Annotated in this window: 25 protein-coding genes and 1 pseudogene; 12 read left to right on the top strand and 14 right to left on the bottom strand. The window is 74.3% G+C overall.

Going from position 1 to position 25,232, the window contains the following annotated elements; translation table 11 throughout:
• Positions 1 to 283: 283 nt before the first annotated feature.
• From SNR22_RS14595 to SNR22_RS14605, 3 genes are all read right to left on the bottom strand, one after another.
• Positions 284 to 1,981, bottom strand: coding sequence for a DNA polymerase Y family protein (locus SNR22_RS14595; protein ID WP_320067089.1), 1,698 nt, complete (start codon positions 1,979 to 1,981; stop codon positions 284 to 286).
• On the bottom strand, positions 1,978 to 2,769 hold the full coding sequence (locus tag SNR22_RS14600) for a hypothetical protein (RefSeq protein ID WP_320067090.1): 792 nt from the start codon (positions 2,767 to 2,769) through the stop codon (positions 1,978 to 1,980). Before SNR22_RS14600 ends, SNR22_RS14595 begins: the two co-directional genes overlap by 4 nt.
• Before the next feature lie 78 nt (positions 2,770 to 2,847).
• Entirely contained in the window at positions 2,848 to 3,297 is a 450-nt protein-coding gene (locus tag SNR22_RS14605; RefSeq protein WP_320067091.1) for an SAV_6107 family HEPN domain-containing protein, read from the bottom strand.
• Between the two features lie 499 nt (positions 3,298 to 3,796).
• On the opposite strand from SNR22_RS14605, the pseudogene SNR22_RS14610 reads away from it, so the two are divergent.
• The 6 genes and pseudogenes from SNR22_RS14610 to SNR22_RS14635 all read left to right on the top strand — a co-directional run.
• Positions 3,797 to 3,916 (top strand): annotated as a pseudogene (locus SNR22_RS14610) (YbaK/EbsC family protein); the annotation flags it as partial.
• A complete protein-coding gene (locus SNR22_RS14615; protein ID WP_320067093.1) occupies positions 3,913 to 4,650 on the top strand; it encodes a monooxygenase in 738 nt (245 codons plus the stop codon). The pseudogene SNR22_RS14610 and the gene SNR22_RS14615, both read left to right, overlap by 4 nt.
• Positions 4,647 to 5,237 carry a GNAT family N-acetyltransferase gene (locus SNR22_RS14620; RefSeq protein WP_320067094.1) on the top strand — a complete coding sequence of 197 codons (591 nt, stop codon included), beginning with the start codon at positions 4,647 to 4,649 and terminating at the stop codon, positions 5,235 to 5,237. Before SNR22_RS14615 ends, SNR22_RS14620 begins: the two co-directional genes overlap by 4 nt.
• On the top strand, positions 5,237 to 6,028 hold the full coding sequence (locus tag SNR22_RS14625) for a carotenoid biosynthesis protein (protein ID WP_413775641.1): 792 nt from the start codon (positions 5,237 to 5,239) through the stop codon (positions 6,026 to 6,028). Before SNR22_RS14620 ends, SNR22_RS14625 begins: the two co-directional genes overlap by 1 nt.
• Complete coding sequence (locus SNR22_RS14630) at positions 6,025 to 7,152, top strand: glycosyltransferase family 2 protein (RefSeq protein ID WP_320067096.1); 1,128 nt, start codon at positions 6,025 to 6,027, stop codon at positions 7,150 to 7,152. Before SNR22_RS14625 ends, SNR22_RS14630 begins: the two co-directional genes overlap by 4 nt.
• Positions 7,153 to 7,162: 10 nt before the next feature.
• Complete coding sequence (locus SNR22_RS14635; RefSeq protein ID WP_320067097.1) at positions 7,163 to 8,653, top strand: phytoene desaturase family protein; 1,491 nt, start codon at positions 7,163 to 7,165, stop codon at positions 8,651 to 8,653.
• Positions 8,654 to 8,698: 45 nt separating this feature from the next.
• Here the strand turns inward: SNR22_RS14635 and SNR22_RS14640 are convergent, their stop codons facing one another.
• Positions 8,699 to 9,388, bottom strand: coding sequence for a CDP-alcohol phosphatidyltransferase family protein (locus SNR22_RS14640; protein ID WP_320067098.1), 690 nt, complete (start codon positions 9,386 to 9,388; stop codon positions 8,699 to 8,701).
• Between the two features lie 43 nt (positions 9,389 to 9,431).
• The gene (metF, locus tag SNR22_RS14645) at positions 9,432 to 10,349 is read right to left on the bottom strand and encodes a methylenetetrahydrofolate reductase [NAD(P)H] (protein ID WP_320067099.1); all 918 of its coding nucleotides are present in this window, start codon (positions 10,347 to 10,349) and stop codon (positions 9,432 to 9,434) included.
• Between the two features lie 375 nt (positions 10,350 to 10,724).
• Here metF and SNR22_RS14650 point away from each other — a divergent pair, with 375 nt between their 5' ends.
• Together SNR22_RS14650 and SNR22_RS14655 are read left to right on the top strand one after the other, a co-directional pair.
• Positions 10,725 to 11,189 (top strand): helix-turn-helix domain-containing protein, encoded by a 465-nt coding sequence (locus SNR22_RS14650; RefSeq protein ID WP_320067100.1) that lies wholly within the window; start codon positions 10,725 to 10,727, stop codon positions 11,187 to 11,189.
• A gap of 17 nt (positions 11,190 to 11,206) precedes the next feature.
• Positions 11,207 to 12,289, top strand: coding sequence for a polyprenyl synthetase family protein (locus SNR22_RS14655; protein ID WP_320067101.1), 1,083 nt, complete (start codon positions 11,207 to 11,209; stop codon positions 12,287 to 12,289).
• 78 nt (positions 12,290 to 12,367) lie between these two features.
• Here the strand turns inward: SNR22_RS14655 and SNR22_RS14660 are convergent, their stop codons facing one another.
• Entirely contained in the window at positions 12,368 to 12,754 is a 387-nt protein-coding gene (locus SNR22_RS14660; protein ID WP_320067102.1) for an Rv2175c family DNA-binding protein, read from the bottom strand.
• Between the two features lie 175 nt (positions 12,755 to 12,929).
• On the opposite strand from SNR22_RS14660, the gene pknB reads away from it, so the two are divergent.
• Together pknB and SNR22_RS14670 are read left to right on the top strand one after the other, a co-directional pair.
• The gene (gene pknB / locus SNR22_RS14665) at positions 12,930 to 14,915 is read left to right on the top strand and encodes a Stk1 family PASTA domain-containing Ser/Thr kinase (protein ID WP_320067103.1); all 1,986 of its coding nucleotides are present in this window, start codon (positions 12,930 to 12,932) and stop codon (positions 14,913 to 14,915) included.
• 2 nt (positions 14,916 to 14,917) lie between these two features.
• Positions 14,918 to 15,790, top strand: a complete 873-nt coding sequence (locus tag SNR22_RS14670) for a deoxyribonuclease IV (RefSeq protein WP_320067175.1) — start codon at positions 14,918 to 14,920, stop codon at positions 15,788 to 15,790.
• A gap of 17 nt (positions 15,791 to 15,807) precedes the next feature.
• Here the strand turns inward: SNR22_RS14670 and SNR22_RS14675 are convergent, their stop codons facing one another.
• The 4 genes from SNR22_RS14675 to SNR22_RS14690 form a co-directional block, all read right to left on the bottom strand.
• The gene (locus SNR22_RS14675) at positions 15,808 to 16,839 is read right to left on the bottom strand and encodes a GntG family PLP-dependent aldolase (protein ID WP_320067104.1); all 1,032 of its coding nucleotides are present in this window, start codon (positions 16,837 to 16,839) and stop codon (positions 15,808 to 15,810) included.
• A 50-nt stretch (positions 16,840 to 16,889) separates the two neighbouring features.
• Positions 16,890 to 18,296: a class II 3-deoxy-7-phosphoheptulonate synthase gene (locus SNR22_RS14680; RefSeq protein WP_320067105.1), complete on the bottom strand. Its 1,407-nt coding sequence runs from the start codon at positions 18,294 to 18,296 to the stop codon at positions 16,890 to 16,892.
• Between the two features lie 88 nt (positions 18,297 to 18,384).
• Entirely contained in the window at positions 18,385 to 18,864 is a 480-nt protein-coding gene (locus SNR22_RS14685; protein ID WP_320067106.1) for a hypothetical protein, read from the bottom strand.
• 173 nt (positions 18,865 to 19,037) lie between these two features.
• Positions 19,038 to 20,657 (bottom strand): glycosyl hydrolase family 18 protein, encoded by a 1,620-nt coding sequence (locus tag SNR22_RS14690; protein WP_320067107.1) that lies wholly within the window; start codon positions 20,655 to 20,657, stop codon positions 19,038 to 19,040.
• A 147-nt stretch (positions 20,658 to 20,804) separates the two neighbouring features.
• On the opposite strand from SNR22_RS14690, the gene SNR22_RS14695 reads away from it, so the two are divergent.
• Positions 20,805 to 21,293, top strand: coding sequence for a glutathione peroxidase (locus SNR22_RS14695; protein WP_320067108.1), 489 nt, complete (start codon positions 20,805 to 20,807; stop codon positions 21,291 to 21,293).
• Positions 21,294 to 21,436: 143 nt separating this feature from the next.
• Here SNR22_RS14695 and SNR22_RS14700 read toward each other — a convergent pair whose 3' ends face one another.
• Entirely contained in the window at positions 21,437 to 22,210 is a 774-nt protein-coding gene (locus SNR22_RS14700) for an SGNH/GDSL hydrolase family protein (RefSeq protein ID WP_320067109.1), read from the bottom strand.
• Between the two features lie 256 nt (positions 22,211 to 22,466).
• Between SNR22_RS14700 and SNR22_RS14705 the strand changes: the two genes are divergently transcribed.
• Positions 22,467 to 23,300 (top strand): exonuclease domain-containing protein, encoded by an 834-nt coding sequence (locus SNR22_RS14705; RefSeq protein ID WP_320067110.1) that lies wholly within the window; start codon positions 22,467 to 22,469, stop codon positions 23,298 to 23,300.
• A 65-nt stretch (positions 23,301 to 23,365) separates the two neighbouring features.
• Here SNR22_RS14705 and SNR22_RS14710 read toward each other — a convergent pair whose 3' ends face one another.
• From SNR22_RS14710 to proC, 3 genes are all read right to left on the bottom strand, one after another.
• A complete protein-coding gene (locus SNR22_RS14710; protein ID WP_320067111.1) occupies positions 23,366 to 23,854 on the bottom strand; it encodes a GNAT family N-acetyltransferase in 489 nt (162 codons plus the stop codon).
• A gap of 128 nt (positions 23,855 to 23,982) precedes the next feature.
• Complete coding sequence (locus SNR22_RS14715) at positions 23,983 to 24,333, bottom strand: DUF2203 domain-containing protein (protein ID WP_320067112.1); 351 nt, start codon at positions 24,331 to 24,333, stop codon at positions 23,983 to 23,985.
• Positions 24,334 to 24,395: 62 nt separating this feature from the next.
• The gene (gene proC, locus SNR22_RS14720) at positions 24,396 to 25,214 is read right to left on the bottom strand and encodes a pyrroline-5-carboxylate reductase (protein WP_320067113.1); all 819 of its coding nucleotides are present in this window, start codon (positions 25,212 to 25,214) and stop codon (positions 24,396 to 24,398) included.
• Positions 25,215 to 25,232: the final 18 nt, after the last annotated feature.

The raw sequence follows: 25,232 nt of genomic DNA on the forward strand, positions 1-25,232 counted from the left end.
TCCCGGCCGAGCCGGTGCCAGCCGAGTCGGCCCTGGCCGAGGCGATCCCGGCCGAGTTGGTGCCAGCCGAGCCGGCCCGCACCGGGCTCACCCCCGTTCGCCCGTCGCCCGGCTTTCCGGCACCGGACCGACCGGAGAGCACCCGCTCCAGCTCCGACCACGGCAGCTCCGGGTGGTGAAAGCTCACCGGCCCGCCCCACCGACATCAGTGGAGATCTTGGAAGATTTCGGCCCCTGGAGGGGCCGAAATCTTCCAAGATCCGCAGGGGTGGCGACTCGCCGGTCAGTCATAGATCGCTTCGACCAACCACTGGCCGGACTCGACCGCCAGCAGGAGGGCGGTGCCGTCGGCCAGACAGACCTGGAACCTGGCCCGGCGGCACGCCTCGGCCGGTGCCCACCAACGCTCGTCGACCGGCCACGGGCCGGCCCACCCGACGATCTCCACCGGCTGGGCCGTACCGACGACCAGCCGGGCCGGAGCCGCAGTGAGCAGAAGCCGGGCGCTCACCCCGACCGGCTCACCGACGGCGTCATGCACGGTCGCGGCGAGCGGCGCGGGAAGCACCACGGCCGGTGCCGGCGGCGGAAGGCGTCCCGGCCACGGGGGCAACGCCGACCGCACCACCCCACCCGACCGCCCGGTCCCACCAGACCGCCCCGTCCCACCAGACCGCCCCGTCCGGTCGGGCTGCCCGGTCCGGTCGGTCGGACCGGCATCACGGGACCGACCAACCTCACTCGGCGCGCCGGGGCGGGCGGGCAACCGCTCGTCACCCCAGGGCACGAGCCGCACCTGGTCGGCCGGGGACCGCCCGCCGCCGAGTACCGCGGTGACCACCGCCTCGGGGCCGAGGATGCCCTGCACCCGGCTCAACGCCCGGTGCGCCCGCTCCCGTTCCTCGCCCCTCTCCCCCCACAGCCCGGGTTGCAGGCCGGCCTGGGCAAGCACCCCGTCGGGCACCAGTCGCAGGCGGATGATTCCGGCCGTCGGCCGGGCCGGGCGGGCGCCGGACCGGCCGGAACTGCCGGAGAGCCAGCCGTCCAACTGCCAGCGCACCCGGTCAGCGATGGCCGCGGCGGTGAGCAGGCCGTCATGTCGCCAGACCCGGTGCAGTTCCTGGCCGTGCGCGGTGACCGCCTCAATGCCGAGCCGGGTGCAGGCCAAGCCGTGCGCGGCGAGCCGGTCGTGCAGTTGCTCGGCCAACGTGCGGGCGGCGAAGGCAGCCGCGTCCACCCGGTCGATCGGTTCGTCGTAGTCGGTGGTGACCGCCAGGTCGGCCGGGGGCTGGCGGACGGCCAACGGCCGGTGGTCCCGGCCGGCGGCGAGCCGGTGGGCCAGCGCGCCGTCGAAGCCGAACCGGGCCAGTACGTCCCCACCCGGCAGCGCGGCGAAGTCCCCGAGGGTGCGGACGCCGAGCCGTCGCAGCAGGTCGGCCAGGGCCGGCCGGCCGAGCGCCTCCACCGGCAGCCCGGCCAGGAACCCGGGCGTACCGCCGACGGGCACCACCCGCCCGGCTCGGGCGGCCAAGCCTGCGGCGAACACCCCGTCGGCGATCCCCACCTGGCTCTCCACCGCGCAGGTCTGGGCGATGTGCTCGATGATCCGCTCGGCGGCCGCCTCCTCACCGCCGAGGTAACGGCTCGGGCCACGCGCGGCCAGCGCGCAGGCCCCGGGACGGACCACCTCGACCCCGGCGGCGACCTCCTCGACGGCGGCGACCACGGGCTCGAACGCCCGGGCGTCCCGCCCCGGATCGTGGTCGACGACGGTCAACTGCGGGCAGCGCCCCTGCGCCTCCCGCTTGCGCAGCCCTCGACGGACGCCCTCGGCGCGGGCCCGCTCGGAGCAGGCGACCACCCGGTTGGCGTGCAGTACGGCGACCGGCCCGGTGGCCGGCACCCCATCGACGATCTCGGCGGCGAGCACCGGCCAGTCCGGGCACCAGAGCAGCAGGGTGCGGGTCGGCGTCCCGGTCACGGGGGGCCGACCAGGGTGAGCGGGCGATGGTGGGGCGGGGCGTCAGGGGTGGGCACCGCAGGCACCGGGCGGAGTCGACCGGCGGTCGACCGGCCGGTGACGGAGGCGGCCGGGACGGTGGCCGAACGGGGGATGACCCGGGTGAGCCCGTCGCCGGGGAGCCATACCTTGATCTCCTTGGGCCGGGCCGCCGCGCCCCGCCCCCGGGCCGCGACGGTGACCTCGCGTCGGCGCAGCCGGCCCCGGCCCTGCCCCAGCCCTTCCCAGACGCCCCTGACCACCTGCAAGGTGACGTCCGCGCCGTCCCAGCGGCCGTACGGGACGAGCACGCTGCCGCGCTGCCGGGCCCGGGCGGCCAGCCGGTTGGCGATCGAGGCGGAGACGGCGGCCGGCACGGCGGCGACCACCACGTCCACCCCGTCGATCAGCGCGGCGACGACGGTGGGCCAGTCCGGCCCCGGCTGCGGCACCAGGGCCAGCCGGTCCAGCGCTATCCCGGCCTCGGCCGCCGCGCCCGCGCCGAAGGTCGGCACCCCCACCACGGCACACCACGAGCCGGCCCGGGACGCCTCGGCGAGCAGCGCCAGCACCAGCGAGGTGCCACCGCTGTGCCGGGGCTGGCCGGTGGCGATCGCGATCGTGCTGCCCCGGCGCAGCCCTCGATTGGGCAGCAGGCCGGTCAGCTCAGGGGCCACCGGGAGCATCCGGTGTCCACCGGCCGGGTCCGCGCTCGCCGGACGTACCAGGCCCGCGAGCGCGGCGGAACCGACCACCATGCGGCCCGCCATCGGACCTACCCCCCGTCGTGCCCGTCGTGCTCGTCGTGCTGATGTCGTGGTGCGCGGTCCGGCGCGTGAGCAGGGGGCTCAGGCGGCTAGGCCGTCCAGTGCCGGCTGATGAGCCAGCCCGAGAGCGGTCTCCACCACCGTCACGAACTGCTCGGCGGCCCGGAGCAGGTCGTCGGCCTCCCGGGCGCTGACCACCCGGGGGATGCCGGCCTCGGCGGCGGCGCGCTTGCCTGCGGCGGCGGCGAAGAACGCCGCCCACTCGTCGAGCTCGGGGGCGACGCTCGAGAGCAGGACCCAGACGCTGGTGATCCGGTGACGCCGGGTCGGCGCGGGACGGGCCCGGGCGGCGAGCAGGGCTGCGGCAGCGCGGAGCGCGGCCAGGTGGGCGGTCGCGTAGCGCAGCCCGTCGGGGGCGGTCCGGGCGGCCTCCGCCAGCCCGTGACGGGCCACCGCGAGAAGCTGGGCCGGGGTGCGGTGCGGCAGCACGTGTGCCGGCACCGTCGGTGGCTGGGCCGGATTGGTCGGCATGGGCTGTCTCCTCCACGTGGCCGGGGCCGGGCGCGGCGACCGGGAGGGCCGCCGGCGCGCAGGCCGGTCGAGTGGTGCGGAGGAAGACGCACCGGGTGGGGCCGGGCGGGGGGGGGTGGGGTCCCCCCCCCCAACCCCCCCCGGCGGCGGCCGGGGGGGGGGGGCGGCGGCGGCGGGGGGGGGGGGGGGGGCGGCCCCCCACGCCCCTGCCTGCCGGGCCCGGCCTCGCGCCTGCCCGGGACCCAGAGGCGGCCCGCGGAGCCGCACCGCCCGGGATCGGCGCCGCGAAACACCGCCCGGACTGTTGGAACGAATGTTCGAGTCAATCGAACACTCGTTCTAACTGCTGCTGACAGTACACCCCTCCCCGGACGAAAAAGCAACGTGTGACGGAGGGCGCGGCGCAACGGCTACGGTGGCCGGCCGGCCCGCAGGCGGGTCGCCCCTGGGAGCTGGCGGGAACCGAACGGGGAGAATGGACGGCATGCATTCACACCCACCCGGTTTCGTCCGGAAGCGCACCGGCCAGGTGATCGGCGGGGTGCCCCGGGCGGCCCTCCCCAGCACGTACGCGGAGCTGCTCCGGATCACCGCCGCCACCCCGGCCGGGGTGGCGTGAGCGACGCCCCCGAGCTGGTGACCCTGCACGTCTGGCGGATCGGTCGGGCCGCGCTGCCGGGGGCGCTGGCCCGGATGGCGACGCACCCGCCGCGCCTGCGCCGCACCCCCGGGGTGCGATTCGGCAAGCTGCTCGGCACCGGGACCGGCACCGGCTTCGGCCCCGGCGACGCCGACCTGACCCGCTGGGCGGTGCTGACGGTCTGGGACTCCCCGGCCGACGCGGCCGGCTTCGACGACTCGCCGGTGGGCCGCTCCTGGGCCCGGCTCGCCCACTCCTCGGCCCGGCTGGAACTGCGCCCGCTGACCAGCCGGGGCGAGTGGTCGGGGCGGCGCCCGTTCGGCGAGCCGTCCGGCGGCCGGGTTGCCGGCCCGGTGCTGGCGCTGACCCGGGCCCGGCTGCGGGCCCGCCGGGCGGCCACCTTCTGGCGGGCGATCCCCCCGGTGGCCGCCGCCCTGCACGACGCGCCCGGGCTGCTGGCCCGGTTCGGCGTCGGCGAGGCCCCGCTGGGCTGGCAGGGCACGGTCAGCGTGTGGCGCGACGCGGCGGACCTCGTCGCGTTCGCGTACCGTCACCCCGAGCACCGCGCCGCGATCACGCGCACCCCCACAGAGGGGTGGTACGCGGAGGAACTCTTCGCGCGGTTCGAGGTGCGCGACGTGGTCGGCGACCGGTCGGTGCTGGGTTGGGTGGCCGACAGCGACCCGGGAACGGCGAAGGATGGGCGGGCATGAGGTTGGTGCGCTGGACGCCGGACGATCTGTTCCGGCGGCTGGACGACGTGGTGGCCGTCTACGGCGAGGCGATGAACTACCGCACGGATCTGTTGGCGGCCCGGCGCGGCTACATCGCCACCCACGTACGCCGCCCCGGCTTCCGCGCCGTCGCCAGCCTCACCTCCGAGGGCCACCTGGCGGGCTTCGGGTACGGCTACCTCGGCTCCCCCGGCCAGTGGTGGCACGACCAGGTGCACCGGGCGCTGGACGGCGACGCCCGGCAGCACTGGCTCACCGACTGCTTCGAAGTGGTCGAGCTGCACGTCCGGCCGCCCGCCCAGGGCCTCGGCCTGGGCTCCCGGCAGCTCACCGCCCTGCTCACCATGGCACCGGGCAGCACCGCCCTGCTGTCCACCCCCGAGGCCGACGAGCAACGCTCCCGGGCCTGGCGGCTGTACCGCCGGTTCGGCTTCGTCGACCTGCTGCGCCACTTCCACTTCCCCGGCGACGAACGCCCGTTCGGCATCCTCGGCCGGGGCCTCCCGCTCACCCCGCAGGCCCCGGCGGACCGGACGGCCTCCGCCCCGGGCCCCAGCGTGCCGTGATCCGTCGCCGGCTGCCCTGGGCGGGACTGGGCGTGCTGGTCCTCGCCCAGATCTGCTATCCGCTGACCGCCGGCACCACCCGGGCCGGGCTGACCGTGGCCACCGTCGTGCTCGGGTACCTGCTCTCGGTCGGCCACGCGCTGCTGAGCCGGGGCCCCCGTACGGCGGTGGCGCTGGTCGCCGTGGCCACCGGCGGCGGCTTCGCCATCGAGGCCCTGGGGGTGGCCACCGGCTTCCCGTTCGGCAGCTACGACTACTCGGGCGAGCTGGGCCCGAAGCTGGCCGGGGTGCCGCTGATCATCCCCCTCGCCTGGACCTGGATGGCCTGGCCGACCTGGCTGACGGCGGCCCGGCTCGTCTCACCCGGCATCGGTCGGGTGGCGCTGGCAGCCGTCGGGCTGGCCGCGTGGGACCTCTTCCTCGACCCGCAGATGGTCGCCGAGGGGTACTGGGTCTGGCGGAACGCCACCCCCGCGCTGCCCGGCCTGCCCGGCGTCCCGGTCAGCAACTACCTCGGCTGGCTGCTCTTCGCGGTGCTCCTGATGGCGGCGCTGCGCCCGCTGGCCGGGCCGGTGATCGACCACACCGACTCCCGGGACGCCCCGATGTTCGCGCTCTACCTGTGGACGTACTTCTCCAGCATCCTGGCCCACGCGGTCTTCCTCGGCCTGCCCGCCTCGGCGGCGTGGGGCGCGGCCGGCATGGCGGTGGCCGCCGTGCCGTTGGCCCTGACGCTGGGCCGCGAGCGCCACGAACGCCGACCGCGCCGGCCCGTCGACGCCACCGCATGACCGGCGTCCTGCTCCTGGTCGCGGGCGTCGCCGTGCTCACCCTGCACACCTGGGTCAACGCCTCCCGGTGGCTGCGTCGTCCCGCCGACGGGCCGGTCGAGGTCGCCGAGACCGTCGCGGTGCTGCTGCCGCTGCGCGACGAGGCCGACCGCCTGACCCCGTGCCTGCGCGGGCTGCTCGCCCAGCGGGGCGTGCCCGACCTGCGGATCGTGGTGCTCGACGACGGCTCCACCGACGGCACCGCCGACGTGGTCCGGGCGGTGGCCGGCGACGACCGCCGGGTCACCCTGCTCACCGGCCTCGCCCCGCCGCCGGGCTGGTTGGGCAAGCCGCACGCCTGCCACCAGCTCGCCGGCCGGGCCGACCCGGCCGCCACCGCGCTGGCCTTCGTCGACGCCGACGTGGTGCTCGCCCCGTACGCGGTGGCGGCGGCCGTGGCCGAGTTGCGCGCCGCGCGGGTGACGCTGCTGTCGCCGTACCCCCGGATTGTGACCCGGACGGCGGCCGACCGGCTGGTGCAGCCGCTGTTGCAGTGGCTCTGGCTGACCTTCCTGCCGCTGCGGGCGATGGAGCGCTCGCCGCGGCCGTCGCTCGCCGCGGCCGGGGGGCAGTTCCTGGTGGTGGACCGGGCCGGCTACGACGCCGCCGGCGGGCACGCCGCGGTGCGCGAGAAGATCCTGGAGGACATCGAGCTGGCCCGGGCGGTCAAGCGGTCCGGCGGCCGGATCGCCCTGGCCGACGGTTCCCGGCTGGCGTCCTGCCGGATGTACGACGACTGGCCGCAGCTGCGCGACGGCTACACCAAGTCGCTGTGGGCGTCCTTCGGCCACCCGGGCGCGGCGGTGGCCGTGCTGGCCCTGCTGCTCCTGCTGTACGCCGCTCCCCCACTGATCGCCCTGGCGGCCCTCGCGGCGGGCGCGCCGGCGGTTGCGGCCCTGGCCCTGCTCGCCTGGCTGCTCGGGGCGGCCGGGCGGGTGGTCAGCGCCCGCGCCACCGGGGGCCGGTGGTGGCCCGACGCGCTCGGCCACCCCGTGTCGGTCGTGGTCCTCGGTTGGCTGACCGCGCGGTCGTACCATCTGCGGAAGCGGCGCCGCCTGTCCTGGCGCGGCCGCCCGGTCAGCTAGGAGGCACGTCATGGCGCGGATCGTGGTCGTCGGCGCCGGGGTGGGTGGGTTGGCCACCGCCGCCCGGTTGGCCGCCACCGGGCACCAGGTCACCGTCCTCGAGCGGGCCGACACGGTCGGCGGCAAGCTCGGCCGGTACGTCCACGACACCCCGGCCGGATCGTTCCACTTCGACACCGGGCCGAGCCTGCTCACCCTGCCGGAGGTCTTCCACGACCTGTTCGAGGCGACCGGGGCGAAGCTCGACGAGTACCTCGACCTGACGCCGCTGAATCCGATCGTCCGGCACGTCTTCCCCGGCGGCGGGTCCCCGCTCGACTCCTGCGCCGACCCGGCCGAGTTCGCCGGCCGTATCGGCGCGGCGTTCGGCGACCGGGCCGCCGCCGACTGGCAGCGGCTGTGGCGCCGAGCCGCCCGGGTCTGGGACGCCTCACACTCCGACATCCTGCGCCGGGCCGTCGACTCCCCGCTGGACCTCGCCACGCTGGCCTGGCGACTGGGCGACCTCGCCGCGATCGGCCCCGGCCGCACCCTGCGCGGGCTGGGCCGCCGGTACCTGTCCGACCCCCGGCTGCGGATGCTGCTGGACCGGTACGCCACGTACACCGGGGCCGACCCGCGCCGGGCCCCGGCCGCGCTGGCCGCCGTGCCGTACGCCGAACTGACGTTCGGCGGCTGGTACCTGCGCGGCGGCCTGGGCACCCTCGCCGACGCGTTGCTGACCCGCTGCCTGGATCTGGGCGTGGTCGTGCGGACCGGCACCACGGTCACCCGGATCGACGCCGCGGGCGGCCGGGTGCACGGGGTACGCCTCGCCGGCGTCGCCGCGCCCGTGGCCGCCGACGTGGTGGTGGCCAACGTGGACGCGGTGACCGTCTACCGGGACCTGCTGCCCAGCCCGCGCCGGCTGGCCGGGCTCACCGACCGCAGCCTCGCCGGTTTCGTGCTGCTGCTCGGGGTGGCCGGCGAGACCGGGCTGGCGCACCACAACGTCTTCTTTCCCCGCGACTACGACGCCGAGTTCGACGCGGTCTTCGGCGACCCCGGGCGCGGGATCCGGGCCCGCCCTGCCACGGACCCGACGGTCTTCGTCACCGTGGCCGACGACCCGACTGTGCGCCCCGAGGGGCACGAGGCGTGGTTCGTGCTAGTCAACGCCGCCCGCCACGGCACCGCGACGGGTGCGGTGGACTGGCGCCGGCCTGGCCTGGCCGACGCGTACGCCGACCGGATCCTCGATGTGCTCGCCGAGCGGGGCGTGGACGTGCGGGACCGGCTGGTGTTCAGGGAGGTCCGCACCCCGGCCGACCTGGACGCCGCCACCGGCGCCCCGGGCGGCTCGATCTACGGCACGGCCGGCGGCCTGCTCCGCCCCGCCAACCGTGGGCCCGTGGCGGGGCTGTGGCTGGTCGGCGGCTCCACCCACCCCGGCGGCGGCCTCCCGATGGTCACCCTCTCCGCCCAAATAGTCGCCGACGAGATCGGCCCCGCCTGGGGGTAACCCCCCCACCCTGAAAGTGCGCGGCGTCGTGGGGGTGGGGTGGGGTTAGGGGGTGTCGGTTAGGGCGCGGCGGACGGTGGAGAGGAGTTGGCCCAGGCCGAAGCCGGCGAGCAGCACCCAGACGGCGGTGGCCATGGTGATGGTGCCGGCGGTCAGGTCCGGGTCGATCAGCCCGGCCGCCCCGGCCAGCAACAGGCCGACCAGTGCCACGCAGACCCGGGCGGGCCGCTCCCCCACGGTCACCGCGCCGAGCTCCCGCATCCCGGCCGAGACCGCCCGGGCCCGGACGTACTCGTGCAGCCAGGACAGCCCGCCGGCGGCGACGACCAACGCGCCCGGCGCGCCCAACAGCCAGAACGCGGCCAGCCAGGCGACCTCACCGAGCCGGTCGGCCACCGAGTCGTAGACGTAGCCGAGCCGGGTGGTGCGGTTGGTGGCCACCGCCACCGCCCCGTCGACGCTGTCGGCCACCGAGGCGGCCAGCACGAACAGCGCCCCGATGATCGGCCCGTTCACCGGCCGGACGGCGAACAGCGGCACGCAGAGGCAGAGCAGCACGCCCGACACGGTGACGGCGGTGGGGGTGACCCGCAGCCGGCCCAGCACGTACCCGACGTGGTAGGCGAACCGCAGCCAGGCGCGGACCACCGGGGCCGCCGCCCGGGGATCGAAGCCCCCGTGCAGCCGCGCCCATGCCGTCGCGTACTCGTCCCAGTTCAGCTGAGTGCCCACCACTGATCAACCGTCGCATCGGCGCCCAGGTGTCGCGCCCCGGGGGTCACACCTTCGCGCCGACCTGCAACTGCTGCCACACCTCGCGGGTAGCGGTGGATCGGTTGAGGGTGATGAAGTGGATCCCGGGGACGCCCTCGCCGAGCAGCCGCCGACACATCCCGGCCGCCTGTTCGATGCCGAGCCGGCGGACCGCCTCCGGGTCGTCGGCGACCTCGGCGAACCGCGCGGCCAGGGCCGGCGGGAAGGGCGCACCGGAGAGCTGCACGGAGCGCTCGATCGTGCTCAACTGGGTGACCGGCATAACCCCGGCCAGGATGGGGGTGTCACAGCCGGCCGCGGCCACCCGGTCCCGCAGCCGCAGGTAGTCGTCGGCGTCGAAGAACATCTGGGTGATCGCGAACTCCGCGCCGGCCCGGCACTTGCGGACGAAGTTCGCCGTGTCGCCGGCCACGTCGGCCGAGCGCGGATGCTTGTACGGGAAGGCGGCCACCCCCACGCTGAAGTCGCCCGCGTCGCGGACCAGCCGGACCAGGTCCTCGGCGTAGAGCACGCCCTCGGGGTGGCGGACCCACTCGCCGCCCGGGTCACCGGGCGGGTCGCCCCGCACCACCAGCATGTTGCGCACGCCGACACCGGCCAGCCGGCCGATGACGTTACGCAGCTCGGCGACGGAGTGGTTGACCGCGGTGAGGTGCGCCATCGGCAGCAGGGTGGTCTCGGTGGCGATCCGCTCGGTCACCGCGACCGTGGTGTCCCGGGTCGAGCCGCCGGCGCCGTAGGTGATCGAGACGAACGACGGGCGCAGCGACTCCAGCTCGCGGATGGCCTGCCAGAGCAGCCGCTCGCCCTGCGCCGTCTTCGGCGGGAAGAACTCGAAGGAGAAGGTCGGTTGGCCGTCGCGAATCAGCTCCCCGATCGCCGGCTGCGGATTGGGGAGGACCGAGGGAAGACCGAGCGCCACGCCTGGATCCTAGCGGCCAGCGCCGTACGAACCCAGAGCCTTCCCACCTGACGCGACCGTCTCGCGAGTGAATTCCGACCGCCGCACGAGCGAATTCGCATCGTCCACCGCGAGCTCCGGACAGACCCCGACGACGCGGGGAGGGCCGGCGCGGGCCAGGACCGGCAGGCGTACGGGTGCTGCACCATGCTCACGACAACCGGCGGGCAGACCGTCGTACCCCCGGGGTAGACAGGTGGGTAGCGCGGACGGGGCCGGTGGGAGCCGGCGCCCGAGGGGCCCGCGCGGGGGTCAACACCGACCGGCGGCGCACCGGTCCCGCCCGTGCGGGCAGGTTTCGCGCCGTCACCGCGCCGACCCCCTCCCGGAGGACCGATGACGCCGCCCATGCCACCCGGCCCCGAGCTGCTCGGGCCGCTGCTCGCCCGGCTCCGGCTGGACCGGGGCCGCAGTCAGCAGCTCCTCGCCGCCGAGCTCTGCGCCGCCTCGGGCGTGCCCACGCTGAGCCGGCACGAGGTGTCCCGCTGGGAGCGGCAGCTCCGCGTGCCGGGGGCCTTCTGGCTGGGGTGGCTGGCCGTGGTCCTCGCCGTGCCGGTCGAACTGCTGGCCGAGGCGGCCGGGCGCAGCCGGCCAGCCCGCCGAGACGCGCCGCCGCCATCGACGGCACGCCCACGAACCGGCGACACGACAACACGCCCGCGAACCGGCGACCCGGCAGCGCGGCGCCCCGGGCCGGCGGCCACCACTCGCGAGCAGGCGCTGAACCCGACGCGACGCGCTCGGCGGCCAGGGTGGCCCACGGCGCGTCACGGGCCGCTGATGCGGCACCGTCGGAGATGACCCGCTAGCGTCGGGGCGTGACCCACGCTGCTCCCGTGTCCCCCGTCGACCGCGCCGGCCTGCGTCAACGGATCGACAAGGCCCTGAACGAGTTCCTGGCCGGCCAGCGCAGCTGGATGACAGCCGTCGACGAGGCCCTGGTGCCGGTGGCCGAGGCGATCGAGGCGTTCGTGCTGGGCGGCGGCAAACGACTGCGTCCGGCCTTCGCGTACTGGGGGTTCCGGGGTGCCGGCGGGGTCGACTCGGACCAGGTGGTCACCGCCCTGGCCGCGCTGGAGTTCGTGCAGGCCAGCGCGCTGATCCACGACGACCTGATGGACCGCTCGGACACCCGGCGCGGCGAGCCGGCGGTGCACCGGCGGTTCGCCGCCCGGCACCGCCGGGCCGGGTGGGGCGGGGACCCCGACGGCTTCGGCGACGCGGCGGCGATCCTGCTCGGCGACCTCTGCCTGGTCTGGTCCGACGAGGTGCTGCACTCCGCCGGGCTGGACCCACGGATCGTCGCCCGGGCCCGGCCGGTCTTCGACGAGATGCGCACCGAGGTCACCGTCGGGCAGTACCTCGACGTGCTCACCCAGGTGACCGGCGACACCTCGCTGGAGCGCGCGAGCAAGGTCGCCCGGTACAAGTCGGCCAAGTACACCGTCGAGCGTCCGCTGCTGCTGGGCGCCGCGCTGGCCGACGCGTCGACGGAGGTGCGGGCGGCCTACTCGGCGTACGGGTTGCCGCTGGGCGAGGCGTTCCAGCTCCGCGACGACGTGCTGGGGGTGTTCGGCGACCCGGCGCGGACCGGCAAGCCGGCCGGTGACGACCTGCGCGAGGGAAAACGGACGTACCTGATCGCGGCGGCCGTGGCGGCCACCGACGACGCGGGTCGGAAGCTGCTGCTGGGCCAACTCGGGGACCCCGGCCTGGACTCCGACGGGGTGGCCCGGCTGCGCGAGCTGATCGCCTCGACCGGGGCGCTGGCCCGCACCGAGGAGCGCATCGCCACCCTGACCGACGCGGCGCTCACGGCGCTGGCCGCCGTGGACCTGGCGACCGAGGCCCGGCAGGCCCTGGTCGACCTCGCCGTCGCCGCGACCCGCCGCGCTGACTGACCGCGGCTCGACCGGCCCACCTCGCCCGCCCACCTCGCCGGCACGGCGGGGCACAGGGGCGGGCGGGGTGGGCAGCGGTCAGAAGCCGAGCGCCTGGGCGCGGCGCTTGACCTCGCGGGCGTGGTCGCCGCCGAGGGTGGCGGCCGGGGTGCCCCCGGAGAGGGTGTCGTCCGGCTCGTAGAGCCAGCGCAGCACCGCCTCGTCGTCGTAGCCGTTGTCGGCCAGCAGGGTGAGCACCCCGGGCAGGTGCTTGAGCACGATCTCATTGGCCACCAGCTCGGCGGGGATCCGGCGGATGCCGCCGCGACGCACCGCGAGCAGCTCCCGGTCCCGGATCATCTGATGGACCTTGCTGATCGACAGGTCGAGGCGCTCGGCGACGTCCGGCAGGTTCAGCCACCCGGCCGGATCGGTCGGGCCGGCGAGGTCGGAGGCGGCCTGGTCGGAGGGTACGGAGTCGGTCACCCGATCACCCTGCCACGTCGCCGGCAGCGACGGTGAGGGGCACCCCCTCGACCCGCCCGGACGACCCGTCGACGGCCCCGCCGGGCGACGCGAACCCGGCGGGGCAAGCTCGCGGGCCACCCGCCTGTAGCATCCTGTTCATCCTCGACCCTCTGGACACATAGACTGCCTGCCGATGGACACACAGGTCGCCGACACGTTGCTGGGCTCGCTGATCGACGGGCGCTACCGCATTCGCGGTCGCGTGGCTCGTGGCGGCATGGCGACCGTGTACACCGCCACCGACGAGCGCCTGGAGCGCACCGTCGCAGTCAAGATCATTCACCCGACTCAGGCACCCGAGGCGCGGGCCCGGATGGCCGGCTTCGTCGAGCGGTTCACCGACGAAGCGAAGACCATCGCCCGACTGACCCACCCGAACGTGGTGGCGGTCTACGACCAGGGCACCCACGCCGGCCTGCCGTACCTGGTGATGGAGTATGTGCGCGGCCGGACGCTGCGCGACGTGCTCGCCGAGCGGCGCCGACTCAAGCCGGACGAGACGCTGGCGATCATGGAGCAGATGCTCGCCGCGATCGCCGCCGCGCACCGGGCCGGTGTGGTGCACCGCGACATCAAGCCGGAGAACGTGCTGGTCGCCGAGGCGCCCACCGGAGGCGTCGCCAACCTGGTCGACAGCGTGGTCAAGGTCGCCGACTTCGGGCTGGCCCGGGCCGTGGAGGCCAGCGCCGAGGAGGAGCCGGGCAACCAGCTCATGGCCACGGTGGCGTACGTCGCGCCGGAGCTGGTCACCGACGGGCGCTCGGACACCCGCACCGACGTCTACTCGGCCGGCATCGTGCTCTTCGAGATGCTCACCGGCCGGGTCCCGTACGACGGCGACCGGCCGGTGGACGTCGCCTGGCAACACGTCGACAACGACGTGCCGGCCCCCTCGACGCTGGTGCCCGGCCTGCCGAGGTCGCTCGACGAGCTCGTCGCCCGGGCCACCCGACGGGACCCGGGGGCACGGCCGACCGACGCCGGCGCCCTGCTGGCCGAGGTCCAGGTCGCCCGGGACGACCTGGGCGACGCGAACGCGCACACCGCCGTGCTCCGCGCGGTGGCCGACGACCCCAACTCGGTGGGGCAGCCGACAATGATGGTCGCGACGGTACGGCCCGCCGAGCGTCCGGCCTGGGCGCGGCTGCCCGAGCACAAGGAGGAACGCCCGCACCGCCGCCGGGCCGAGCCGGCGGGCGGCGGACCGGGCGCCCGGCTCGGCGCGCTGCGTGCCCGGATCATGGGCGACCCGCGGGGGCGCAAGGGCGTCCTCGCGGCCGTGGTCGTGCTGGGCCTGATCGCCGCGCTCACCGGCTGGTGGTTCGGGGTGGGCCGGTACACGGTGGCCCCGCAGCTGGTCAGCCTCACCAAGGCCGAGGCGCAGTCGCAGGCGACCCGGGCCGGCTTCGCCCTGGCGTTCGGCGAGCCCCGCTACGACGAGCAGGTCCCGCGCGACGGCGTGGTGGGGCAGACCCCCGCCTCAGCCGCCCGGATCCTCAAGGGTGGCACCATCACCCTCACCCTGTCGCTGGGGCCGGAGCGGTTCCCCGTGCCGGACGTGGTCGGCAAGGCGTTCGACCTGGCCGAGGCCGACCTGCTCAACGTCAAGCTGGTGGTGGCCAAGGGCACCCCGCGCTACGACGACAACCTGCCGGAGGGCGTGGTGGTGGACACCAACCCGAAGGTCGGCGCCGAGGTGAAGCCGGGCGAGAAGGTCACCGTCATCCTGAGCAAGGGCAAGGCCCCTATCTCGGTGCCGCTCCTGGTCGGCAAGAACATCAACGAGGCCCGGGCCGCGCTGGCCCAGCTCGGCCTGGTACCGGTCGAGACGTACAAGGACTCGGACAAGCCGAAGGACGAGGTCCTCGGGCAGAGCCCGACGGACGGGGTCGGCGTGGAGAAGGGCGCCCAGGTCAAGCTGGACGTCAGCAAGGGCCCCGCCCCGGTGGTCGTGCCCCGGGTGGTGGACCTGCCCTGTCAGCAGGCGAAGCAGCAGTTGGAGAGCCAGGGCTTCCCGGTGAACGTGCAGTTCAACCCGAACGGCACCGTCCGGTTCCAGAACCCGGGCGAGAACTCCCAGGTGGCCCCCGGCACCCAGGTCACGATCGGATGTCTGTAGGGATGCCGTCGCCGGGGCCCCACCGGCCGGTCGGCTCGCACACCCCCACCTCGGGCGGGCTGGCGAGGGCGGCCCTGCCGTACGTCGACGCCGCCGGCTCGCAGGCCGTTCAGGTCTACGTCTCCAACTCCCGGGGCTGGGCACTGCCGGCGGGCGACCCGACGCAGGACGGGCTGTTCCGCGACGGTTGCGCCGAGCGGGGCGTGCCGGTGTTCATCCACGCATCGCTGCTGGTGAACCTGGGCTCCCCCACCCCGGCCACGGTCGAACGGTCGGCGCAGACCCTGGCCCACGCGCTGCGCCGGGGGCGGTCGATCGGCGCGGCCGGGGTGGTGTTCCACGCCGGCAGCGCGGTCGACGCCGGGCACGCCGACGCGGCCATCCGCCAGGTACGCGAGGCGCTGCTGCCGCTGCTGGACGAGTCCGTGGCGGCGGGCGGTCCGCTGCTGCTGGTCGAGCCGAGCGCGGGCGGCGGCCGGTCACTGGCCTCCCGGGTGGAGCAACTCGGCCCGTACCTGGACGCGGTGGACCAGCACCCCGGGCTGGGCGTCTGCTTCGACACCTGCCACGCCTGGGCGGCCGGCCACGACCTGGCCGCCGAGGGCGGCATGACGGCGTGCCTGGACACGCTGGTCGCCACGGTGGGGCCGGGCCGGCTGCGGTTGGTGCACGCCAACGACTCGAAGGACCTGTGCGGCTCGACCCGGGACCGGCACGAGAACATCGGCAAGGGCAGCATCGGCGAGCCGGCGTTCGCCGAGCTGATGACCCACCCCGCCACGGCGGGCGTCCCGATCGTGGTGGAGACCCCCACGGAGAAGCACCAGGGGCACGCCGCCGACATCGCCGCCCTCCGGCGCCTCCACCACCGCTAGAAACCGGGGCGGGGGGGTCAGCCCCGGAGAAGGGCGGTGAGGGTGCTGGCGGCCCGGTCGACGGCGCTGTCGTCGACGTCGAGGTGGGTGACCAGGCGGGCGGTACGCGGGCCGAGCACCGACATCAGCACGCCCTCGGCGCGGGCCGCGGCGGCCAGACCTCGCGCGTCCAGCGGGCATTTGGTCAGGTCCAGCGGGACGATGTTCGTCCGCACCGTCGTGGCGAGCACCCCGAACGGGGCGAGGGCCTCGGCCAGCCGGGCGGCCTTCGCGTGGTCGGCGGCGAGCCGCTCGACGTGGTGCGCGAGGGCGTACCGGCCGGCGGCGGCGAGCACCCCGGCCTGGCGCATCCCGCCGCCCATCCGCTTACGGATCGTGCGGGCCCGCTCGATCCTCTCCGCGCTGCCCACCACGAGCGAGCCGACCGGGGCACCTAGGCCCTTGGACAGGCAGACGGACATGGTGTCGAACAGTGCGCCGTAGGAGCCCAGCGGCACCCGGTCGGCCACATGGGCGTGCCAGATCCGGGCGCCGTCGCAGTGCAGGTCCAGCCCGCCGTCGTCGGCGACCCGGCGCAACTCGCGGAGGGTGGCCAGCGGGATCACCCCGCCGCCGCCCCGGTTGTGGGTCTGCTCCACGGCGATGGCCCGGGTCGGCACCGCGAAGTAGCCGTCGGGGCGGACCATCCCGGCGACCACGTCGGGGTCGACGTCCGCGCCGACCGCCGGCCACGTCCGCGAGGAGATCCCGCCGTACGCCGCCGCCGCGCCGATCTCGTACGTGACGACGTGCGCGTCGGCGTCGCAGAGCAGTTCCTCGCCGGGCGGCACCGCCAGTTGCAGGGCGATCTGGTTGGCCATCGAGCCGGTCGGGGCGAACAGCGCCGCCTCGTGCCCGAAGAGGGCGGCGACCTCCGCCTCCAGCGCGTTGACCGTCGGGTCCTCGCCGTAGACGTCGTCGCCGACCTCGGCGGTGGCCATCGCCTCACGCATCCCGGCGGTGGGCCGGGTCACGGTGTCCGAGCGCAGGTCGATGAACGCGTCAGCCATGGATTTCCCTTCGGCCACCGACTGCGGGGCTCGCAAGCTCACTCCTCGCGTCAGCCACGGAGCATCTCCGCCACCAGGAAGGCCAGTTCCAGCGACTGCTGGGTGTTCAGTCGGGGGTCGCAGGCGGTCTCGTACCGGTCGGGCAGGTCGAGATCCTCGATGCCCTGGGCCCCGCCGAGGCACTCGGTGACGTTCTCGCCGGTCAGCTCGACGTGCAGGCCGCCCGGGTGGGTCTGCAGGGCGCGGTGCACCTCGAAGTAGCCGAGCACCTCATCGACGATCCGGTCGAAGTGCCGGGTCTTGTAGCCGTTCGAGGACTCGTGGGTGTTGCCGTGCATCGGGTCGCACTGCCAGACGACCTTGGCGCCGGCGGCGGTGACCTTCGACACGATCGGCGGCAGGGCGTCGCGGACCCGGTGGTTGCCCATCCGGCTGATCAGGGTGAGCCGGCCGGGGATGTTCTCCGGGTTGAGCTTCTCGCAGAGCTCGATCGCCTCGTCCGGGGTGGTGGTCGGGCCGATCTTCACGCCGATGGGGTTGGCGATGCGGGAGATGTAGTCGATGTGCGCCCCGTCGATCTGCCGGGTGCGCTCGCCGATCCAGAGGAAGTGCCCGGAGAGGCCGTACGCGCGCTCGTCGGAGACCCGGGTGAGCGCCCGGTCGTACTCCAGGGCCAGGGCCTCGTGGGAGCAGTAGAGAGTGACGGTGCGCAGCGCGTCGTCCTCGGTCATCCCGCAGGCGTTGATGAAGGCGAGCGCCCGGTCTATCTCCCGGGCGATCGCCTCGTACCGCTCGCCGGCCGGGGAGTTCTTGACGAAGCCCTTGTTCCAGTCGTGCACCGCGTGCAGGTCGGCCAGCCCACCGGCCAGGTACGCCCGGAGCATGTTCATCGCGGCGGCCGAGTTCGCGTACGCCCGGATCATGCGCTGCGGGTCGGCGACCCGCGCCTCCGGCGTGGCCTCCAGGGAGTTGATCAGGTCGCCGCGGTAGGCCGGCAGCCCACGGGCGTCGGTCGGCAGCGACCGGGGCTTGGTGTACTGCCCGGCGACCCGGGCGACCTTGACCACCGGCAGGGACGCACCGTAGGTGAGCACGATCGCCATCTGGAGCAGGGTGCGGGCGTTGGCCAGCAGGTGGGCCTCGGTGTTGTCGACGAAGGTCTCGGCGCAGTCGCCGCCCTGGAGCAGGAACGCCTTGCCCTCGCAGACCAGGGCGAGCTTCCGCCGGAGCTGGTCGACCTCGTAGGGCGCGACGACCGACGGCACGGTGTCGAGCACCTTGCAGACCTCCGCGACCTGGGCCGGGTCCGGCCACGGCAGAACCTGCGCGCGAGGCAGGTCCCGCCAACGGTCCAGGCCGAGGGCTGCGTCCTCGGCGGAGTCGACGGTCGGACGGCTGGTCTGCAGGCCCTGGCTACCCACCGCGGGATGGCTCAACTGGTGCCACTCATGGCGCATGACAGAAAGCGTACGGCGACCGCCGGAGGCGCCGGGCGGCGAGGGGGACGGTTCCGGAAGGTGGGAGGTCCGACGCACGCGGCGACCGTCAGGGGGTGACCGAGGGCTCCGGGGTGTGCCCGCCGGGTGCCTCCGCCGCGACGCACCAGTCGGCGCCGCCGCGGGTGACGGTGAACAGCAGCGGCCGGGTGGCCTTGCGGGAACCGGCGCTGACGGTGATCGACGTGCTGACCTCCTGCCCGCCCGCCCCGGGACGGACGTCGGTGATGGCCGCCTCCGTCACGGTGAAGTGGTCGGCGAAGTCGCCGTTCGGGCCGGTGGCGGCGGTGTCGAAGGCCCCCTGGGCGGGGGCGCAGAGCTGACTGCGCCCGGCTGCCGAGTCCTTGGCGATCATCGCGTCGAGGTACGCCTGCACCCGCTCGCGGGCCTTGGTGGCCGCCTCCTCGGCGGGCGCCCGGCCGGGCTGGTCCACCGCGTTCTCGTCGTCGCCGAGCCCGCAGCCGAAGAGGGCGAACGGCAGGATCGCGAGCGCCACCGCGAGCGTCGTCCTGGAGTTCGTCACGCCCATCCGTCCCTCCCCTCGGCCCCGGCACCGGGGACACGCCGATGCGCGAGTCTGACACATCGCCCCGGCCGTGCCCGGTACCCGGGCCACCGGTCGAGGTGTCGACGGCACGCGGGCGGGGAGGGACCGGTGCGTGGTCCCTCCCCGCCGTGTGGGGTGTTGCGTCGGCCCTCGGCTCAGCCGAGGCCGCCCTTGATGGCGCCGATCAGCTCACCGTTGCTCGTGTCGCCGGAGAGCTCCCAGAAGAACGCGCCACCGAGGCCCTGGTTCTTCGCGTACGTCATCTTGCCGCCGATGGTCGACGGGTTGTCGTAGCCCCACCAGTTGCTGCCGCACTTGGCGTAGGCGGTGCCGGCGATGGTGCCGGTGGCCGGGCAGGTGTTCTTGAGGACCTTGTAGTCCTCGAAGCCGGCTTCGTAGGTACCCTGGGCCGCGCCGGTGGCGGTGCCGCCCGGGGTGGCCTGGGTGACCCCGGTCCAGCCCCGGCCGTAGAAGCCGATGCCGAGCAGCAGCTTGTCGGCCGGGATGCCCTTGCTCTTGAGCTTCTGGATCGCCGCGTCGCTCCAGAAGCCCTGCTGCGGGATGCCCGCGTACGAGGTGAGCGGCGAGTGCGGGGCGGTGGGACCCTGCGCCGCCCAGGCGCCGAAGAAGTCGTACGTCATCGGCATGATCCAGTTGAGGTTCGGCGCCGCGCCGGCGTAGTCGGCGGCGTCGATCTTGCCGCCGGTGCTGCCGTCGGCGGTGATGGCCGCAGTGACCAGCGCCGAGGAGCCGAACCTGGTCCGCAACGCGCCGATCACGTTCTTGAAGGCGTTGGGGCCGCTGGTGTCACAGGTGAGGCCGCAGGCGTTCGGGTACTCCCAGTCGACGTCGATGCCGTCGAAGACGTCCGCCCAGCGCGGGTCCTCGACCATGTTGTAGCAGCTCTCGGCGAACGCGGCCGGGTTCTGCGCGGCCTGGGTGAAGCCGCCCGACCAGGTCCAGCCGCCGACGGAGTAGATGACCTTGAGGTGCGGGTACATCTTCTTCAGCTTGCGGAGCTGGTTGAAGCTGCCGCGCAGCGGCTGGTCCCAGGTGTCGGCGACGCCGTCGACGCTGTCCGCGGCGGTGTACGCCTTGTCGTAGTCGGCATAGCTGTCGCCGATGGAGCAGCGACCGCCGGCGGTGTTGCCGAAGGCGTACAGGATGTGGGTCATCTTCGCGGCGGACCCGCTGGTGTGGATGTTCTTGACGTGGTAGTTACGGGCGTAGACGCCCCACTCGGCGAAGTAGCCGACGACCTTCTTGCCGCCCGGCGGCGGGGGCGTGGTCGGCGGCGGGGTGGTCGGGGGCGGCGTGGTCGGCGGGGCGGTGGTGGGCGGTGCGGTTGTCGGCGGCGCGGTGGTGGGCGGGGTGCCGCCGCCGCACGGAGCGCCGTTGATGGTGCAGTTCAGCGGCGCCTTGTACGCCCCGCCGCCGTTGTAGCCCCAGCTTGCGCTCGCCCCGGGGGCGAGCGGGCCGGCCCAGCTCTTCTTCACTGCGACGTAGTGGTTGCCGCTGCTGGTGACGTCGGCGTCCCAGGCGCTGCTGATGGTGGTGCCGGCCGGCAGGTCGAACTCGATGCGCCAGGTGCTGATGCTGGCGGCGGAGTCGTTGGCGACGGTCACCCGGCCTTCGTGACCGGTCCCCCAGTCCTGCACCTTGGCGAACGTGGCGGTCACACTTCCGGCGCCGAACGCCGAAGTCACTGGGACCGCCGCGACGGTCACCGCGACCACGGCGCCGGCCCATAGGGCCCGGCGGAACGATCTCTTCATCTGGCGTCTCCCCAACAGTTAGGAAAGTTTCCTAAAGGATGGTGAGACGCTACTCACGGCGTCATCACTTCGTCAAGATGTACATGTGTCGATCTCCCGGAAACCGGGCCCCGTCCGGCCGTCGCGGCCGGTCGGTAGCCTCGGCGGATGACCGTCTTCGACACCCAGATCGACGCACTGACCGGTGGCCCGGCCGACCTCGCCCGCCACCGGGGCCGAGCGCTACTGGTGGTGAACGTGGCCTCCCGCTGCGGCCTCACCCCGCAGTACGCCGGCCTCCAGGCCCTGCACGAGACCTACGCCGACCGGGGCCTGGTGGTGCTCGGCGTGCCGTGCAACCAGTTCGCCGGCCAGGAGCCGGGCACCGCCACCGAGATCGACGAGTTCTGCCAGGTCAACTACGGGGTGACCTTTCCGCTCACGGAGAAGGTGGACGTCAACGGCCCGGCCCGGCACCAGCTCTACGCGGAGCTGGTGGCCACGCCGGACGCCGACGGGCACACCGGGGACGTGCGGTGGAACTTCGAGAAGTTCCTGGTGGCGCCGGACGGCACGGTGGCCGCCCGGTTCGCCCCGACCGTCGCGCCGGACTCCCCCGAGCTGCGGGCGGCGATCGAGAAGGTGCTGCCGGCGTGACCGCCGGGTAGCCGCCCGGAACGCACGCGAGGCCGCGCCCTCACCTACGGGTGGGGGCGCGGCCTCGATGGCCGGTGGGGGCGCGGCCTCGATGGCCGGTGGGGGCGCGGCCTCGATGGCCGGTGGGGGCGCGGCCGGCTCGGTCAGCCCGCGGCGGAGCGGAACACCGGGTAGTAGCCGCCGGCCTGGCCGGCCTTCGTCGGGTGGTACGAGACGCCGATGTTGAGGAAGTTCAGGGCGTGCATCCACTTATCGCCGTAGCTGCACAGCTGGTGACCGACGAAGGCCGACCGCACGTCGGCGAACTTGAAGCCGGCCGAGGTGGCGGCGGTGCGGATGATGTCGTCAACCAGGTTGATGCCCGCGTTGAGCCTCGTCCGGGAGGTCGTGGTGAGCCCGACGCAGGGCGTGCCGAGCTGGTAGAAGACCGGGTAGCCGACGACCACCACTCGGGCCGAGGGCGCCTTGGCCTTGATTCCGCTGTAGACGTTCGCCAGCTTGCCGGGCAGCTCGGTGCGCGCCTTGTTCTCGGCGGCGGCCACGGCGGCCACGCACTGGCTCTCGCCCTGGAGCACACAGGTCTGCATGATGGTGGAGAAGCCGACGTCGTTGCCGCCGATGGTGACGCTGACCAGCGTGGTGGTCGACGACAGCGCCGAGAGCTGGTTGTTGATCACGTCCGTGGTGATCGCCCCGGAGCAGGCGACCGACTTGTACGACGCGGGCTTGATGTTGGTGTTGTAGAGCGCCGAGTACGCGTTGGTGCTGCGCTTGCAGGAGCCGCTCTCGGAGGTGTAACTGTCCGCGCCCACGCCGGAGGCGTACGAGTCGCCGAGGGCGACGTAGCGGTCACTGGGCGATGCCTGGGCGGGGACGGCAAGCGTGAGCGTGGCACCGAGGGTCGCCGCGACACTCACGGCGAAGGTTACGAGACGAGATCTCCGCACGTGCACTCCTGGGGGTGGGAAGTGGTGGTGAGAGATAGGTATCACTGAATCAGGGTTTAATGGAAGATCACCGATCCCCGACAGGGGGGTATAGGGGGGTTCGGTCCGCAACAGTCCGGAGTGGCAAAAGGCGCCAACCCGGCACTCCACTCGGGTAGACGCCCACCCGGCACGTGCTCGAAGATCATCTCCAGACTTCCGAGCAACGCCACTGGAGACTCCCGAGATGATCAACAAGTACGCCGGGCGCTGCGGCACGTGCAGCGCACCGGTCGAGGCCGGCGCCGGTCAGGCCGCCAACGTCGACGGGCGCTGGAGCTCGTATCACCACGGGTGTGTCCCGGTCCGGGTCGCACCGCCGATCGGCCCGCACGCCGGGTGGCACGACCTGCCGGTGGTGGGCTTCGACCTTGAGGGCACGCTGCCCGAGCCCATGCAGACCCGGATCGTCTCCGCCGCCCTGGTCCACTCGGACGGCACGACACAGGAGTGGCTCCTCGACCCGGGCGTGCCGATCCCCGCCGACGCGACGGCCCGGCACGGCATCACCGACGAGATGGTCCGCGACGGCGGCCAGCCCGCCCGGGAGGCGCTGGCGGAACTGGGCACGGCGGTCGCCAAGCTGATCGCCGACGGAATCCCGCTGGTGGCCTTCTGCGCCCCGTACGACGTCACGGCCCTGCACACGGAGTTGGCCCGGCACGGCCTGCCCGCGATCGACTGGGACCGAGCCGTCATCATCGACCCGTCGGTGCTGCACAAGCAGGTCGAGCCCCGCTGGTACGGCAGTAAGCAGCTCGGCGATCTGTGCCGGTACTACGAGGTCACGCTCACGAACGCCCACGAGGCGGCCAGCGACGCGCGGGCTGCGGCCGAGATGGCCCGGTCGATCGCGGCCCGCCACGAGCACATCGCCCGGATGCGGGCGGACCTGCTGCACCAGGCACAGATCGGGTGGTACGCCGAGCAGTCCCGGGACCTACAGCGCTACTTCGACCGACAGGGCCGGGACGAGACGGTCAGCACGCAGTGGCCCCTGGAGGCAAAACCGCGCGAGTGAACCGGGCGGGGGGCCGCACCCCTGACGCCGCACGCCCGCCCCCTGACGCCGCACGCCGCACGGCGTCAGTCGGCCGGCGGCAGGTTCAGACGCATCGTCGGGCCGGTGGTGGGGACGAACCCGAGCGACCGGTACAGCGGCTCGCCCTCCGTCGACGCCCGCAGGTCGATCTTCCGCACCCCGCGCCTGCGGTACCAGTCGAGCAGCGCCTCCAGGCAGGCCCGCGAGTAGCCCCGCCGCCGGTACCCCGGGTCGGTGACGACGTTGAAGACGTACCCGGTCAGGCCGCTCGGGTTGGTCGGGCCGCCGAGCCGGCGCTCGATCGTGCCCACGGCGACGGCGGCCAGTTCCCCCGGCCGGTCCGGCTTGTCGACGACGAAGACGCCCATCGCGTCCTGCGGCTCGGCCAGCCGGTCACGCAGCGTCTCCCGGGCCGACTCCTGCCACGGGCCGGGCGCGGGCGGCGCTTCGTCCATCGACGCCAGCATGACGGCGCGGAGCCGGACGATCTCGGCGGCGTCCCCGACGACCGCGCGACGAATGTTGATCACCATCGGACCGTACCTCGGGGCGGGGCGGCCCAGGGTGCGGCCAGGCTGCGTCGCGTGCGGTTGGTGAGTGCGGATGACATCGCGGCGGCGCAGCGGCGCCTCGCGGGCCGGGTGGTTCGGACGCCTTCCGTTCACACGGGACGGCGGCCGGCGAAGCCGCACTCGACCCGGTGGTACCACCGCACGTCGGAGTCGCCCTCCAGCCAGCACCACAGCACCGGTCGGCCGGCCCGCTCGCCGGGGAAGTCCAGCAGCACCGGGGCGATGCCCTTGACCTGAATCGCGTGCTCGTGCAGCTCGTCCACAATCCCGTGCAGTCGGGCCTCCAGGCCCTTGACCTCGGCCAGGCCGCCGAGCGGGCTCAGTCCGCCGTCGGTGAGGTCGATGCGCAGCTCGGCCAGGTCAGCCCGGAGTCGGATCAGCTCGTCGATGCGTGGGCGCAGGGTGGCCACCAGGTACCGCGCCTGGGCGAGTGTGAACACCGCGCCAGTATGGGGCACGCCGGTGCGGGCCGTGCCCCGCCCACCGAGGGGACCCCGACGGCCTACTCGGACTGGGCGGCCAACTCCCGGGCACGGTCGCGGGCCGCCTCCAGCGCAGCGAGCATGGCCGCGCGGACGCCGTGGTTCTCCAGCTCCCGGATGGCGGAGATCGTGGTGCCGGCGGGCGAGGTGACCGCCTCACGCAGCTTCACCGGGTGCTCGCCGGAGTCGCGCAGCATCACCGCGGAGCCGATCGCGGTCTGCACGATCAGCTCGTGGGCGACCTCCCGGGGCAGGCCGAGCAGGATGCCGGCGTCGATCATCGCCTCGACCAGCAGGTAGAAGTACGCGGGCCCGGAACCGGACAGGGCCGTCACGGCGTCCTGCTGGGACTCGGGAACCCGCAGGGTCGCGCCCAGCGGGGAGAACATCTCCTCGGCCAGAGCCAGGTGCTCGCCGGTGGCGTGCGCGCCGGCCGAGATCGCGCTCATCGCCTCGTCAACCAGTGCGGGGGTGTTGGTCATGACCCGGACCACCGGGGTGCCCTCGGGCAGCCGCCGGTTGAAGAAGCTGGTCGGCAGGCCGGCGCAGAGCGAGATGACCAGCTTGTCGGCCGGCACCTTCGGCCCGATCTCGTCCAGCAGGGCGGCGGCATCCTGCGGCTTCACGGAGATGGCCAGCACCGCCGCCTCGTCCACCGCGGTCAGGTTGTCGACCACCCGGACGCCGTAGCGGGTGGTCAGTTCCTCGGCCCGGCTCGGTCGCCGCGCCGTGGCGATCAGCCGGTCCACCGGCCACCCGGACCGCAGCAGCCCGGAGAGCATCAGCTCGCCGATCTTGCCGGCCCCGATCACCGCCACGGTGTACCCACCGACCGCCATCGTCGTACCCCCTCCGTC

Origin of the sequence: Micromonospora sp. RTGN7 (genome assembly GCF_033804645.1) — a bacterium.
Classification (GTDB): domain Bacteria; phylum Actinomycetota; class Actinomycetes; order Mycobacteriales; family Micromonosporaceae; genus Micromonospora.

Coding starts and splice junctions, on each gene's coding strand:
- SNR22_RS14600 (WP_320067090.1), bottom strand. CDS start 2,769: ATGGCGGGCCGCATGGTGGTCGGTTCCGCCGCGCTCGCGGGCCTGGTA.
- SNR22_RS14605 (WP_320067091.1), bottom strand. CDS start 3,297: ATGCCGACCAATCCGGCCCAGCCACCGACGGTGCCGGCACACGTGCTG.
- SNR22_RS14620 (WP_320067094.1), top strand. CDS start 4,647: ATGAGGTTGGTGCGCTGGACGCCGGACGATCTGTTCCGGCGGCTGGAC.
- SNR22_RS14630 (WP_320067096.1), top strand. CDS start 6,025: ATGACCGGCGTCCTGCTCCTGGTCGCGGGCGTCGCCGTGCTCACCCTG.
- SNR22_RS14635 (WP_320067097.1), top strand. CDS start 7,163: ATGGCGCGGATCGTGGTCGTCGGCGCCGGGGTGGGTGGGTTGGCCACC.
- SNR22_RS14650 (WP_320067100.1), top strand. CDS start 10,725: ATGACGCCGCCCATGCCACCCGGCCCCGAGCTGCTCGGGCCGCTGCTC.
- pknB (WP_320067103.1), top strand. CDS start 12,930: ATGGACACACAGGTCGCCGACACGTTGCTGGGCTCGCTGATCGACGGG.
- SNR22_RS14670 (WP_320067175.1), top strand. CDS start 14,918: ATGCCGTCGCCGGGGCCCCACCGGCCGGTCGGCTCGCACACCCCCACC.
- SNR22_RS14675 (WP_320067104.1), bottom strand. CDS start 16,839: ATGGCTGACGCGTTCATCGACCTGCGCTCGGACACCGTGACCCGGCCC.
- SNR22_RS14680 (WP_320067105.1), bottom strand. CDS start 18,296: ATGCGCCATGAGTGGCACCAGTTGAGCCATCCCGCGGTGGGTAGCCAG.
- SNR22_RS14685 (WP_320067106.1), bottom strand. CDS start 18,864: ATGGGCGTGACGAACTCCAGGACGACGCTCGCGGTGGCGCTCGCGATC.
- SNR22_RS14690 (WP_320067107.1), bottom strand. CDS start 20,657: ATGAAGAGATCGTTCCGCCGGGCCCTATGGGCCGGCGCCGTGGTCGCG.
- SNR22_RS14695 (WP_320067108.1), top strand. CDS start 20,805: ATGACCGTCTTCGACACCCAGATCGACGCACTGACCGGTGGCCCGGCC.
- SNR22_RS14705 (WP_320067110.1), top strand. CDS start 22,467: ATGATCAACAAGTACGCCGGGCGCTGCGGCACGTGCAGCGCACCGGTC.
- SNR22_RS14710 (WP_320067111.1), bottom strand. CDS start 23,854: ATGGTGATCAACATTCGTCGCGCGGTCGTCGGGGACGCCGCCGAGATC.
- proC (WP_320067113.1), bottom strand. CDS start 25,214: ATGGCGGTCGGTGGGTACACCGTGGCGGTGATCGGGGCCGGCAAGATC.